Genomic DNA, 12,398 nt, shown 5'->3' with positions numbered 1-12,398 from the left:
TAAAAAATAAATTTATTTAAAGAAATGAGGATTGAGATGTCTAATAATGATTTTATGATTAAAAAAAATAAACTTATGTCCAAGTTGCTATGGATCAGTACTATCGCGTATCTATTACTTTGTATTACTGCTAATTTGGCAAAAGAAACTATATATATTATGGTTCCTATAAGTTTAGGAATCAGTATTATTACAACACTTTTAACTAGAATAAGGAAAGTTAATCAATATGTAATGTATTTTGTTACTTTTGGAATGGGAGTTCTTCATTTTTTTCATGTTCATATCTTTCATGATATAACCTCTTTTTTATTTGTATTTCTTTTTCTAGTTATTATTTCATTATATCAAGAATATAAAGCAATAATTATTTTGACTTTATTAGAAAGTGCAACATTAATATATGGATTTTTTGCTTTTGGAGAAGAATTTTACGGAGATTTTTATGACATACCTGGATTGATAATAGTACTTGTTGTAACTATAATTTGTATGGGATTTTTAATTGCACAAGCTCTAAATAACAAATCACTTAATAAAGAAATAATGGAAAAACACTATACTGTTACTTCAGAAAAGAAAAAAATGATTAAGATGCTTGATGAAATAAAAGAATCTGTAACTATTTTAAGTAAGTTCAGCGCAGAGCTAAAAGACAATGTGAATGTATCAGGAGAAATATCAAAAAATATTACACAGATGTTTTCTAATACTACAAAATGTATTGAAGAACAAGCGCTTGTTGTTAATGAGATTGCAGCGGATATAGATAATGAAAATAAAGCTGTAAATAATATTGTAAAAGCAACAGATATAGTTAAAGAAAGTTCGAAATCCACAAAAACAAGTGTTATTACTGGAAAAGAGCAATTTGATAATTTAACTGAAGAAATACAAAAGGTTAATTCTGGTGTTAAAGAGACAGTAATGTATGTAGATGATTTAAATATTCATGCTAACAGAATAAGTAGTATACTAGAGAGTATTTCAGCAATTGCAAATCAAACTAATCTTCTTGCATTAAATGCAGCTATTGAAGCTGCAAGAGCAGGGGAAGCAGGTAAAGGGTTTTCTGTTGTTGCAGAAGAAATAAGAAAACTTGCTAATGATTCACATAATTCAACTGAAGAAATTTCCGGAATATTAAAAGAAATTAATGGTAAAATCAAAAATGTTACAGAACAAGTTATAACTGTTCAACAAGCAGCTGATAAAAGTATTAATTCACTAGGGACCACTAAAGAACTGATAAATAACATAAAAGAAAACACAGAAACAGTATTTGAAAAAGCTAATCAAACAGATGAAATGATGAATAAAATTGAGAATTCATCACAAAAGGCCCTTAATAGAATAACTGCAATTTCCCACTCTTCAGAGGAAGTTATCTCATCGGTTGAAGAGATATTAGGAAATATTAATGATCAAGACAGAAGAATAGATAACATTGTAGGTAGCTTTAAAGTTCTAGAAGAGCTTGTTAATAAATTAAATCAAATATCAGTTAAATAATATCATTAAATATGACACTCTGTTGTCAAGTTATTCTTGCTATCATATTTATATGAATAAGTGAAGGAGTTGTTATGATGGAGTGTAATATGAAGTTTTGTCAAAGTTGTGGGATGCCTTTAATGGAAGAAGGCATGTTTGGAACTAATAATGATGGAAGTAAGAATGAAGATTATTGTGTATATTGCTATGAAAAAGGTAGTTTTAAAGACGATATGACTATGGAACAGATGATACAGTTTTGTATACCTCATATGGTAAAAGCAAATCCAGATATAACTGAAGAACAGGCTAGAAAGAGCATGGAGGAATTCTTCCCAACATTAAAGAGATGGAAATAACGTTTTACACAAGTTTAGGGAGTTTATGTAGGTATTTTTATATCAACATAAACTCTTCAGTAAATTTATATTATTAAATAAAGACAAGTTGAACTCTTGATAAACATATAATATAATATGTTTTAAGTAGTATTAAACAATAAAGGAGAGATATTATGAGTAAAAAGAAGAAAAATAAAGATAATATTGTTATCAAAGGTGGATATGTTAAAACAAGAACACCATTTTCAAGTGAAGAAGTTGTAAGAGGTTGTGGAGTTCATAAAGACAAGAAAAAAGAGAATAATAAAAAGAGATGCAGGGGAAAGATTAGAGTTAATGACTATAATCAATCACCCTGTATTTATTTTTTGAACGTAAATCATAAAAGTTGTATTAAAATTTAATAATGAATTCAGTGTTTTCCTTTATTGTTTAGATGCTATTATTAAGAATATTGAAAAAATATATACATTTATATGATATAATTAAGAGGTTTGAAAATTAATTATTATTGGAGGGGTTTATGGACATAATTGAGGGATCAATTGATGATTTAAATATAATATATGAGAGATATGAAAAAGACTTCCCAGCTGATGAGAGAAAAGATAGAAAACAGCTAGAATCATTAATGGGAGGATATAAATATAAACTTTTAATTGCAAAGGATTTTATTTTAAAAGAAATACTAGGATATGCTTTTATTTATGAAAACGAAAATTCAAGGGTTATATGGATAGATTATATAGCAATTTATCCTAAGTTTCAAAGTAAAGGATATGGTACTTTATTTTTTAACAAAATTATTGAAAGAAGAAATAATGTAAAAGGAATAATGGTAGAAGTTGAAGAAGCTAATCATGTAAATAAGAAAATAAGAGAAAAGCAAAAACGACGCATTGATTTTTATAAAAGAATAGGGGCTCATAGATTGAACATAGATTATTATCTTCCTATAAAAGACGGTAGCATTCCTTTAGATTTATATTTTATACCGAAAGAAGGTGTAAAATATTTATCAAAGGAAGTATTAAGAAATCAAATATATTCAGTTTTTCAGTTTATACATGGAGATATTGAGCATAGAAGCGTTGTATTCAGTAAAATTACAGAATCTATTGATGATGAGTACTTTTCGCAATGTAATAATTAGATATAAAGTTTATTAATTATTATAATTGGAATAGTTTTCTTTAATATGCTATAATTATGCTAATTATTTTGAAATAGATGAAAAGATATAAGGTCTGGGGGATAATATGAGTTTAGAAAACATTATAAAGAAAACAGAAAAATTGAGTACAAGAAAATCTTTAAGTGAAGATTTTATTAGGATTGGTTTGAGAAAAGGAGATAATGTTATAGTTCATTCTTCTTTAAGTTCTATAGGATGGGTATGTGGAGGACCTGTTGCTGTAATTCAAGCACTTATGGATGCAGTTACAGAATCTGGTACAATAATAATGCCTACTCATAGTGATGATTATTCAGACCCTGCATTGTGGGAAAATCCTCCTATACCTGAAGAGTGGGTTGATATAGTTAAAGAAACAATGCCAGCATTTGACCCTAAGATAACACCGACATTTGGTATGGGTGCTATAGTAGAATGTTTCAGAACATTTCATAACGTATTAAGAAGTAATCATCACAATGTATCCTTTGCTGCATGGGGTAAAAATTCAAACGAGATAATTCAAAATCATTCATTGGATTTTGGTTTAGGAGAGGGATCACCTTTAGCAAGACTATATGATTTAGATGCAAAGGTAATATTATTGGGTACCACATATGAAGATAATACATCTTTTCATCTTTGTGAATATAGAGCAGGAAATTATGAGGAAACAACTTGTAGTGCACCTATAATGAGTGATGGAAAAAGAGTGTGGAAGGAATTTAAAGAGATTGATTTCAAAACAGAATTATTCTATTTGCTTGGGAAAGATTTTGAGCAAGAAAGTGATGTAACAATTAATTATATTGGTGAAGCAAAGTCGAAACTTTTTAATCAAAAAAAAGCTGTAGACTTTGGGGTTAAATGGTTCGAAAAATACTATGGAAGATGTAATAAAAGTACATAATAATAAAAATATGGGTGTGTACCAGGTCCGTAGGAAATTTATGTCTGCGGACCTGGTACACTCCCATATTTTTGATGTTAATAATCATTTGATTTCTTCTAAGTAATCCTTATTTTCAGAAGCTGTTTTAATTGCTTGCCTAATTTTACTGGAATATTCATTTCTAAAAGAAACAAAAGATCTTCCATCTGTAAGCATTTTACCTGTACTTTTTGGTGGTTCCTTTATATTCAAGACCATTTCATTTAACGTCTCTAGTCTATTAATAAGCTCTGCATTTTGTTTTTTTAGATCTATTGAATCATTAGAACTAAGATTTTTTTTATCTGTAATATTTAATAATGTTTCAACGTACTGGAATCCTTTAAATATTCCTTTATAATAGGAAAGTTCAATGAAATCTCTAATTCTAAGAGATTTTGTTTGCTTTAAAAGGTCTTCGATGTAACAATCATCAAGATCTTCTTTTTTATAGCCCATTTTAATTGCTCTGTTTATTAGTCTATTGGCTATAGCATTAAGCTTATTTTTATCTAAATTCATTTTTTTCCTCCGATTAACTTAAAAATTCGCAACCTAATATAATTTCGACATGTATTTATATTTTCCTCTAGTAATATTACAAAATGTAAAAGGAATTTTCTTACTTAATAAAATTTGGAATAGATTAAGGAAATAAGATGGTAGTGATGAAAGTTTTGCTAAAAAATTAAATGTCAATAAAAAAACAATTAAAGTTTTATGAAGAAATTATGAATTTAGTCTTGTGTTTTCATTTTCTGCTATGTATAATATAGTTAACAGATGAATATAAAACACGATAAAGGCAAAGTTAGTGAAAACTAATGACGCAAAACTACAGGGACTAAGATGTTTTTACATTATGTCAGCCAGTTACCGAAGGTTTGGAAGTATACCCAACCTTTAGTTGGGTATTTTTTATTTACAGGAGGTGGGTTTTGTCTGATATTGAAGAATACGACAAATAATACTGTATTAGCAGAAAATTTAATAGAAGCCAATAGCTTTTTCAAAAGGTTTAAAGGCTTAATGTTTACAAAAAATCTTCCACCTCAATCAGCATTATATATAAAACCCTGTAAAGGAATACACACTTATTTTATGAACTATAATATCGATGTTTTATATCTGGATAATAATAATAAAATCTTATCTATCGATGAAAATATGGAACCGAGAAAAGTTGGAAAATTCAGAAAAAAGGCTGTGACGGTCATAGAACTTTCAAGCGGTAGAATAAGAGAAACAAAAACGCAAATTGGACAAGTTGTAGAAATTATCAAGGAGGGAGGGGTATAACTACATAATCTAAAAATTTAAAGTAGTTGTCGAATTATGGGGGAAATAGTTTGATTATCAAAGGAATTTAATTTAAGTAAACGATAAAATATAAAAAACATTTAGGAGGAATTATTATGTTAAATAAAATGAAAAATTTATTTGTAGAAGAAAAAGGTCAAGGAATGACTGAGTACGGTTTAGTTTTAGGAATTGTAGCAGTAGGTGCAATAGTTGCATTAGTAGCTTTAAGAGATCAAATTAGTACATTAGTAAATACAATTAAAACTAAATTAACTGACAATACTCCAACATAAAGTTAATATTAATTGAATAGTCCTTAGAGTATAATTGGAACTTGGATTCCTATACCAATAAAGAACCCTGCCATTATGCAGGGTTCTTTAATTCTTTACAGGAAGGAGTGGAAAAATGATATTTGATATGATTCTAGTGCTCGTGCTAGTGATTTGTCTTATTACAGATATAAAAGAACAGATGATATATAACAAAGTAATATTTCCTGCACTTATTACAGTTATTCCCTTACATTTTATTATAAATGGTTTTAACGGCTTGAAATTTTCCCTTCTGGGGCTTTTAGTTGGGTTTAGTTTATTGTTAATACCATATTTTCTAGGTGGAATTGGAGCTGGAGATGTTAAGTTATTAGCTCTTATAGGAGCGATAAAAGGGACTTTTTTCGTTTTGAATACAGCTTTATATATGGCTGTTATAGGCGGCTTCATAGCTCTTGTTATTATCCTATTTCATAAAGAAACACTAAAGTGTTTTAAAGGTATGTTTATATGGGTGTTTTCATTATTTCAAGGTGTGAGGTATAAACTAGAACTTCCAACATCAGCATTAATTAAAAAATATCCTTATGGAGTAGCAATTGTAGGTGGTGCTGTAATATGTCTGATTTTCAAGGGAGCTTGGATTGTATGAGAAAAGAAAAAGGTCAGGCTGTGGTAGAGATTGCACTTGTCTTACCAATTCTTTTAGTGCTTTTGTGCGGAGTAATTGATTTTGGTAGAATTTTATATGCTTCAATTCATTTGAATATGGTATCTCAAGAAGCAGTAAGAATGGGTGGCTTAGGGAAAAGTGATTCTGCAATAGTTGAATATGTGAATGATACAGTAGACTTAGCTAATAAAGATACAATATCAGTTAATATTACACCTAATGATTCTAATAGAAGTTCAGGTGAGTATGTTACAGTGCAAATAAATTATCAAGTTAAATATATTACCCCTATTATTGGTGTGTTTATTTCAACACCATATAATGTAAGTACTAAATCAACCATTAGGATAGAATAGGAGGATGTGTATGGTTATCAAAAATCATAACCTTCTTAAAGAAGAAAAAGGAAGTGCATTGCCGTTGTTTGCACTTTTTTTAGTAATAATTATTGGAATAGCGGGACTTGTAATAGATGGTGGGATTTTATATAAAACTAAAAGCCACTTAAAAAAAACAGTAAATGCTGCAGTTTTATCAGGTGCACAGGAACTTACGAATGATAGTGATTCAGTTAATCAAATAGTATTAGAAATTTTAAAAGCTCATAATGAAGAGAATAGCTTGAAAGAAATAATTATTGAAACTAATAATGGGTATAGCTTAGAAGTTGTTTTAGAAAAGGTTGTTTCTTTAAACTTTTTAAAGTTATTTAACATAAATAGTTTACCTGTTAAAGTTTCTTCAGCTGTAGAACTTTTCCCAATGAGTAGAGCTAGTGGAGCTGTACCCCTTGGAATTGATAAGAATATACCTCTTGAATATTTAAAAGAATATACTTTAAAGGTTGATTCAGGTGATTCGGAGTATGGAAACTTTGGGATTTTAGCACTTTCAGGTCCAGGTGGAAAGTTATATGAACAGGATTTAAGATATGGATATGACGGTGAATTGAAAGTTGGAGATATTATTGAAACTCAAACAGGAAATGTTGAAGGAAAAACAAAAGAAGCTATTGATTTTAGGATTACTTCTTGTAATCATGCTATTGATGATTATAGTCATAGGGAGTGTTCTAGAATTATTTTAGTATTAGTTTATGAACCTCATTTAATTCAATTAAATCAGTTAAAAGAAGTTAAAATAACTGGATTTGCATATTTTTATTTAAAGACACCTTTTGATAAACATGATTCATCAATTACAGGGTACTTTATTAAGAGAGTTGGAACTGGATTCGGAGATGAAAATATAACAGATAATGGTGCATATACAATAAGATTAACAGAGTAGGTGGAGAGATGAAATCACGAAATATATTGATTTTAGCATTAATGATGGCAGTAATAACAACCGTTCTTTTTAGTAAATATTTAAAAGAACTTGATACAAAGTATAAGAAGAATGAAAATAAGATAAGTATTGTGGTACCCAAAGTTAAAATTAACAGATATCAAAAAATTACTAAAGAATTATTAGAATTCATAGAATTAGAAACAGAATCAGTACATCCAGAATCTATAAGAACAATGGAAGAAATAGAAGGGAAGTATGCTCTAACTGATATGAAGAAGGGGGAAGCTTTATTCTCTGAGAGATTCATAGATCAATATAAAGAAGAGAAATTTGTAACAAGAAAAATAAGAGAAGGTTATAGAGCGGTTTCAATTGAAGTTAATATTGTTGAGTCAGTAACTAATTTAATAGAACCTGAAGACAATGTAGATGTGATTTTTAGTGAAGAAATTGAGCAACATGGATTAGAAAAAACAGTAAATACGGAAATATTACTTGAAGATATAAGAGTATTAGCAGTTGGTAAAAGATTGAAAGAAAAAGAAGATAAAGATATCAAAGAAAAAGATGATAATAATGATGAAGTTGAATACATTTCAGTTACTTTAGAATTAAAACCACAAGATATAGTTAAACTAATAAATGCAGATGAAAGAGGAAATATAAAACTTACTCTTAGAAGTAAAATATTCCCTAAGTAAGTGATTCAAGGAGGTAAGCTTATGGATGTTAATGAAGTTATCCATGAAACAACTGAAAGAAAGAAAGGTGAGATGATTGTTTTTGCCAGTGCAAAAGGTGGTGTTGGAAAAACAATTATTTCTGTAAATATTGCAGTTGCACTTGCTAAGAAGGGGTTTTCCACCTGTATTTTAGATGGTAATTTTCAATTTGGTGATGTAAACCTTGCCCTTGATTTACAACCTAAACTTACAATAAGTGATTTAATTCATGATATTGATTCCTTAAACAGTGATATATTATCCAATTATCTTCAAAAACATGAAAGCGGAGTTAAAGTTTTATCTGCACCTGTAAAGCCAGAATATGCAGATTTAATTACACCACCAGTTATTGAAAGAGTTTGTGATGAGCTTTTAGAAAATAATAGATTTTTAATTGTTGATTTATCATCAGGCCTTTCTGAACATAATATTAGTTTTATGGAAAAAGCAAATAAAATAATGTTAATAACAGATCTTGAGATGGCAGCTTTAAAGAATACAAAGGCAATGTTGAAAACAATAAAAGCATTAGATTTAGAAGAAAAGACCAAAATTATAATAAATAGAGGCGACATGGAGAGTGTTATTAAATTTAAGGACACAAAAAATATACTGAATGTTGAAGATTTATATTTTATATCAGATAATTTTAAAGTTGTATCAAAATCATTTAATATTGGAATCCCTTTTGTTATGAGCAAACCAAAAGAAAAAATTTCAAATGAAATTGGAAACTTAGCAGTTCAATTATATAGAAGCAATACGTTAGTTAAACGACGAAGAAGAAGGCATAAAAAAACTAGTTTATTTAGTGTTTTCAAAAAGAACAAGTAATGAAGGAGTGGAAATATGGGGCTGCTTGATAGAATAAATAAAGTAAAGAATAATGATGATGATAACATATTAAGTGAAAATAAGAGTAAGAAAAAGGTAGTAGTTCAAAAGGCAGATATTAAAAGTAAATCAGCGAAGAAAATATTCTATACTCCTACTGGAAAAGAACAAGAATTAAAAAATAAGCTTCAAAAAAGAATAATGGACGAATTTAAAGATGAGGAAGTTGATGAACTAATCCCTAAAATTGATTCAATAGCTTTTGAGATTATAAAAAAAGATGGAGAACAATTTGCTGATATTGACAGACATAGAGTAGTTCAAGAACTTATTAATGATTTAACAGGATTTGGTCCTATAAATCCACTTTTAAACGACATTGAAGTTAGTGAGGTTATGGTAAATGGTCCAGATAAAGTATATGTAGAGCGGAATGGTAAAATTCAATTAACTGATGTGCAGTTTAGAGATGATGAACATGTAATGCAGGTTATTGAAAAAATTGTATCACCTCTTGGTAGAAGAATTGATGAGAGTAGTCCTATGGTTGATGCACGTCTTCCAGATGGTTCAAGAGTTAATGCAATAATTCCACCTCTTGCATTAAATGGACCAACCATAACAATTAGAAAATTTGCTAAAGATCCATTGACTGTTGAAAATTTAATAAACTTTGGCACATTAACAAGAGATATGGCAGTATTTATTGATGCATGTGTTAAGGCAAAGTTAAATATTTTCATAAGTGGTGGTACAGGATCAGGGAAAACTACAACCTTAAATGTGTTATCTTCATTTATCCCTGATGATGAAAGAATAATAACTATAGAGGATGCTGCTGAGTTGCAACTATCGCAGGATCATGTAGTTTCATTAGAATCAAGGCCACCAAATATTGAAGGTAAAGGTGCAGTTAAGATAAGGGATCTTGTTAGAAACTCTCTTAGAATGAGACCAGAAAGAATTGTAATTGGAGAGGTTCGTGGTGGTGAAGCTCTGGACATGCTTCAGGCAATGAATACAGGTCATGATGGATCTCTAGCAACAGGACATGCAAATAGTCCTAGAGATATGATAACACGTCTTGAAACTATGGTTTTAATGGCAGGGATGGAACTTCCCATTAAAGCAATACGTCAACAAATTGCAGGGGCGATTGATTTGATAGTTCAACAAGCAAGACTAAAAGATGGCTCAAGAAAAATTGTCAATATAACTGAGGTACAAGGACTTGAAGGAGATATAGTAGTTCTTCAGGATATCTTTACTTATAAACAACAGGGTATTGATAAAAATGGCAAAATTATAGGGGCTATGGTTTCAACTGGAATCCGTCCAAAATTTTATGACAGACTTGAATCCTCAGGTATACATATTCCTGATTCAATATTTAAGCTAGAGGAGTGGTAGTTATTAAAGGGATTATTTTATTGTTCTTCTTTTTATTTTGTTTTTTACTGATTGTTTCAGTATTTTATTATTTTATTTTATCTGATAGGAGAATAGAAAGAAGAATAGACTACTATTTGGAAATAGATAAAAGGAATAAAAAAGCTATAAATAAAAAAGAAAAGATTCATGTTAATAAAAGTAGTTTAAAAAGATTAAATGAAATTATTAGGGACAAACTATCCAATATCAAACAAGAAAAAACTGAACAGATGATTAGAAGTGCTGGAGTTCATTTGAACCCTGAAGAATATATAATGATAAAATGGCTTTTAGCAACAATTATGGGTGGAAGCTTATATTTTTTATCAAATAATTTAATATTTTTAATTCTTGGTGGAATCATAGGATATACAGCACCTGAAATTTGGATTAAAAGAAGAATCAAAATTAGAATAACTAAGTTTAATGAAGGTCTGCCAGATATGATAACAACTATAATAGGTTCTTTAAGGTCGGGATATAGTTTCCCTCAGGCTTTAAAAGTTGTTGCTGAGGAATGTGAATCTCCTATTAGAGAAGAAGTTAAAATATTATTAAAAGAAATGAGTTATGGGGTCACTATGGAGGATGCCTTAAATAATTTAAGTGCAAGAATGCCAAGTAATGATCTTGAAATTATGATACAGGCTGTTTTAATTCAACGACAAGTTGGAGGAAATTTAGCAGGGGTCTTAGAGACAATTGTTATAACTATAAGAGAGAGAATTAGGATTCAACGACAGGTTCAAACTTTAACATCCCAAGGTAGGTTATCGGGAAGAGTAATAGGTTCTCTTCCTGTTATACTAGGATTTATGATTTATTTAATTAATCCAGAATATATGCAAAGTTTATTTCAGAATACCCTAGGAATAATTATGATATCAATTGGGGTTACATCTGGAGTTGTCGGATTTATATTAATTCACAAGTTGACTAAAATTGAGGTGTAATGTATGTTAGTTAGTTTCTTCTTATTAACTGTTACTTTATTTTTATTTTATATAGTTTTAAAAATTTTTGAACCTAGATTTAAAACACAAAAAAGAATTGATGAGTTTGTTAATACTGAAAAGGTTATTATTAAAAGAGAAGAAGAAAATGAACCCCTCTCCCAAAGAATAATACTTCGATTAAGAATAAAGACAAAAGGGTATTTTGGTGAAAAGATTTCTTCAAAAAAGGAGCAGGTTTTAGATAAAAAACTTCTTCAAGCGGGAAATCCTTTTGGAATGAGCCCCATTGAATTTCATGCATTAAAAATAACTTTAAACTTATTATTACCTGTATTATTTGGTATGTATGGTAAACTGCTCAAATTCAGTATTAATGGTGTTATTATTCTTGGGGTAATTGGATTTATCTTTTCAATTATTATACCTACTTATTATGTTAATCAAAAAATTAGACAAAGATACAAGGAAGCTTTGAAAGAACTTCCAGATTTTCTTGATATTTTAACTGTATGTCTTGAAGCGGGTTTAGGTTTTGATGGTGCTCTAAATAAGGTGATTTCTAAGAAGGTTGGGGTTTTACCTTCAGAATTTCATATTTGTCTTGAAGAGATGAGATTAGGTAAAACTAGAAAAGAGGCATTATCTGGGGTTAAGGAACGTCTTGAGTTTGATGAAATAAAATCATTAATTAATAACATACTTCAGGCAGAAAAGCTTGGAATAAGTATAGTAAAAATTCTACGTATAAAATCTCAGGAAGAAAGAGAAAAAAGAAAGCAAAGGGCAGAGGAAGAAGCTATGAAAGCTCCAATTAAAATATTATTTCCACTTGTGCTTTTTATCTTTCCTAGTATATTTATAGTTTTACTGGGACCAGCAGTAATTCAATTAATAAATGAATTTATGAAATAATATTAATAAATAGAAGGTTAGTCTTGTAGTTAAAAGAGAATAACCTTCTATTTTTAT

16 protein-coding genes and 1 riboswitch are annotated in these 12,398 nt (G+C 29.1%); of the genes, 15 read left to right on the top strand and 1 reads right to left on the bottom strand.

Features of this window, described 5'->3' with window-relative positions:
- Positions 1 to 36: 36 nt before the first annotated feature.
- The 5 genes from OW730_RS17900 to OW730_RS17880 all read left to right on the top strand — a co-directional run bounded on the left by OW730_RS17900 (position 37) and on the right by OW730_RS17880 (position 3,919).
- Positions 37 to 1,512: a methyl-accepting chemotaxis protein gene (locus tag OW730_RS17900; protein ID WP_271225418.1), complete on the top strand. Its 1,476-nt coding sequence runs from the start codon at positions 37 to 39 to the stop codon at positions 1,510 to 1,512.
- Positions 1,513 to 1,601: 89 nt separating this feature from the next.
- Positions 1,602 to 1,853, top strand: coding sequence for a zinc ribbon domain-containing protein (locus OW730_RS17895; protein WP_333781226.1), 252 nt, complete (start codon positions 1,602 to 1,604; stop codon positions 1,851 to 1,853).
- Positions 1,854 to 2,008: 155 nt separating this feature from the next.
- Positions 2,009 to 2,239, top strand: coding sequence for a hypothetical protein (locus OW730_RS17890; protein WP_271225416.1), 231 nt, complete (start codon positions 2,009 to 2,011; stop codon positions 2,237 to 2,239).
- A gap of 119 nt (positions 2,240 to 2,358) precedes the next feature.
- A complete protein-coding gene (locus tag OW730_RS17885) occupies positions 2,359 to 2,988 on the top strand; it encodes a GNAT family N-acetyltransferase (protein ID WP_271225415.1) in 630 nt (209 codons plus the stop codon).
- 106 nt (positions 2,989 to 3,094) lie between these two features.
- Complete coding sequence (locus OW730_RS17880) at positions 3,095 to 3,919, top strand: aminoglycoside N(3)-acetyltransferase (protein ID WP_271225414.1); 825 nt, start codon at positions 3,095 to 3,097, stop codon at positions 3,917 to 3,919.
- An 84-nt stretch (positions 3,920 to 4,003) separates the two neighbouring features.
- On the opposite strand, the gene OW730_RS17875 is transcribed toward OW730_RS17880, so the two are convergent.
- The gene (locus tag OW730_RS17875) at positions 4,004 to 4,462 is read right to left on the bottom strand and encodes a hypothetical protein (RefSeq protein WP_271225413.1); all 459 of its coding nucleotides are present in this window, start codon (positions 4,460 to 4,462) and stop codon (positions 4,004 to 4,006) included.
- 272 nt (positions 4,463 to 4,734) lie between these two features.
- Positions 4,735 to 4,821: riboswitch (cyclic di-GMP riboswitch) on the top strand.
- 67 nt (positions 4,822 to 4,888) lie between these two features.
- Between OW730_RS17875 and OW730_RS17870 the strand changes: the two genes are divergently transcribed.
- From OW730_RS17870 to OW730_RS17825, 10 genes are all read left to right on the top strand, one after another.
- Positions 4,889 to 5,239: a DUF192 domain-containing protein gene (locus OW730_RS17870; protein ID WP_271225412.1), complete on the top strand. Its 351-nt coding sequence runs from the start codon at positions 4,889 to 4,891 to the stop codon at positions 5,237 to 5,239.
- Between the two features lie 116 nt (positions 5,240 to 5,355).
- A complete protein-coding gene (locus OW730_RS17865; RefSeq protein ID WP_271225411.1) occupies positions 5,356 to 5,535 on the top strand; it encodes a Flp family type IVb pilin in 180 nt (59 codons plus the stop codon).
- Between the two features lie 115 nt (positions 5,536 to 5,650).
- Positions 5,651 to 6,169: an A24 family peptidase gene (locus tag OW730_RS17860; RefSeq protein ID WP_271225410.1), complete on the top strand. Its 519-nt coding sequence runs from the start codon at positions 5,651 to 5,653 to the stop codon at positions 6,167 to 6,169.
- Entirely contained in the window at positions 6,166 to 6,546 is a 381-nt protein-coding gene (locus OW730_RS17855; protein ID WP_271225409.1) for a TadE/TadG family type IV pilus assembly protein, read from the top strand. Before OW730_RS17860 ends, OW730_RS17855 begins: the two co-directional genes overlap by 4 nt.
- A gap of 10 nt (positions 6,547 to 6,556) precedes the next feature.
- Positions 6,557 to 7,480, top strand: a complete 924-nt coding sequence (locus tag OW730_RS17850; protein WP_271225408.1) for a TadE/TadG family type IV pilus assembly protein — start codon at positions 6,557 to 6,559, stop codon at positions 7,478 to 7,480.
- Between the two features lie 8 nt (positions 7,481 to 7,488).
- Positions 7,489 to 8,184 carry a Flp pilus assembly protein CpaB gene (gene cpaB, locus OW730_RS17845; RefSeq protein ID WP_271225407.1) on the top strand — a complete coding sequence of 232 codons (696 nt, stop codon included), beginning with the start codon at positions 7,489 to 7,491 and terminating at the stop codon, positions 8,182 to 8,184.
- Positions 8,185 to 8,205: 21 nt separating this feature from the next.
- Positions 8,206 to 9,042 (top strand): AAA family ATPase, encoded by an 837-nt coding sequence (locus tag OW730_RS17840; protein WP_271225406.1) that lies wholly within the window; start codon positions 8,206 to 8,208, stop codon positions 9,040 to 9,042.
- A gap of 15 nt (positions 9,043 to 9,057) precedes the next feature.
- Positions 9,058 to 10,452 carry a CpaF family protein gene (locus OW730_RS17835; RefSeq protein ID WP_271225405.1) on the top strand — a complete coding sequence of 465 codons (1,395 nt, stop codon included), beginning with the start codon at positions 9,058 to 9,060 and terminating at the stop codon, positions 10,450 to 10,452.
- 116 nt (positions 10,453 to 10,568) lie between these two features.
- The gene (locus OW730_RS17830; RefSeq protein WP_271225404.1) at positions 10,569 to 11,426 is read left to right on the top strand and encodes a type II secretion system F family protein; all 858 of its coding nucleotides are present in this window, start codon (positions 10,569 to 10,571) and stop codon (positions 11,424 to 11,426) included.
- Positions 11,427 to 11,429: 3 nt separating this feature from the next.
- Positions 11,430 to 12,341 carry a type II secretion system F family protein gene (locus OW730_RS17825; protein WP_271225403.1) on the top strand — a complete coding sequence of 304 codons (912 nt, stop codon included), beginning with the start codon at positions 11,430 to 11,432 and terminating at the stop codon, positions 12,339 to 12,341.
- Positions 12,342 to 12,398: the final 57 nt, after the last annotated feature.

Origin of the sequence: Oceanirhabdus sp. W0125-5 (genome assembly GCF_027938815.1) — a bacterium.
GTDB lineage: Bacteria > Bacillota > Clostridia > Clostridiales > Clostridiaceae > Oceanirhabdus.
This window is presented reverse-complemented; position numbering and strand designations above follow the sequence as displayed.

Bases quoted from the DNA above. Each gene is read 5' to 3' on its own strand.
- OW730_RS17900 (WP_271225418.1), top strand. From the start codon at position 37: ATGTCTAATAATGATTTTATGATTAAAAAAAATAAACTTATGTCCAAG.
- OW730_RS17895 (WP_333781226.1), top strand. From the start codon at position 1,602: ATGAAGTTTTGTCAAAGTTGTGGGATGCCTTTAATGGAAGAAGGCATG.
- OW730_RS17890 (WP_271225416.1), top strand. From the start codon at position 2,009: ATGAGTAAAAAGAAGAAAAATAAAGATAATATTGTTATCAAAGGTGGA.
- OW730_RS17885 (WP_271225415.1), top strand. From the start codon at position 2,359: ATGGACATAATTGAGGGATCAATTGATGATTTAAATATAATATATGAG.
- OW730_RS17880 (WP_271225414.1), top strand. From the start codon at position 3,095: ATGAGTTTAGAAAACATTATAAAGAAAACAGAAAAATTGAGTACAAGA.
- OW730_RS17875 (WP_271225413.1), bottom strand. From the start codon at position 4,462: ATGAATTTAGATAAAAATAAGCTTAATGCTATAGCCAATAGACTAATA.
- OW730_RS17865 (WP_271225411.1), top strand. From the start codon at position 5,356: ATGTTAAATAAAATGAAAAATTTATTTGTAGAAGAAAAAGGTCAAGGA.
- OW730_RS17860 (WP_271225410.1), top strand. From the start codon at position 5,651: ATGATATTTGATATGATTCTAGTGCTCGTGCTAGTGATTTGTCTTATT.
- OW730_RS17855 (WP_271225409.1), top strand. From the start codon at position 6,166: ATGAGAAAAGAAAAAGGTCAGGCTGTGGTAGAGATTGCACTTGTCTTA.
- OW730_RS17850 (WP_271225408.1), top strand. From the start codon at position 6,557: ATGGTTATCAAAAATCATAACCTTCTTAAAGAAGAAAAAGGAAGTGCA.
- cpaB (WP_271225407.1), top strand. From the start codon at position 7,489: ATGAAATCACGAAATATATTGATTTTAGCATTAATGATGGCAGTAATA.
- OW730_RS17840 (WP_271225406.1), top strand. From the start codon at position 8,206: ATGGATGTTAATGAAGTTATCCATGAAACAACTGAAAGAAAGAAAGGT.
- OW730_RS17835 (WP_271225405.1), top strand. From the start codon at position 9,058: ATGGGGCTGCTTGATAGAATAAATAAAGTAAAGAATAATGATGATGAT.
- OW730_RS17825 (WP_271225403.1), top strand. From the start codon at position 11,430: ATGTTAGTTAGTTTCTTCTTATTAACTGTTACTTTATTTTTATTTTAT.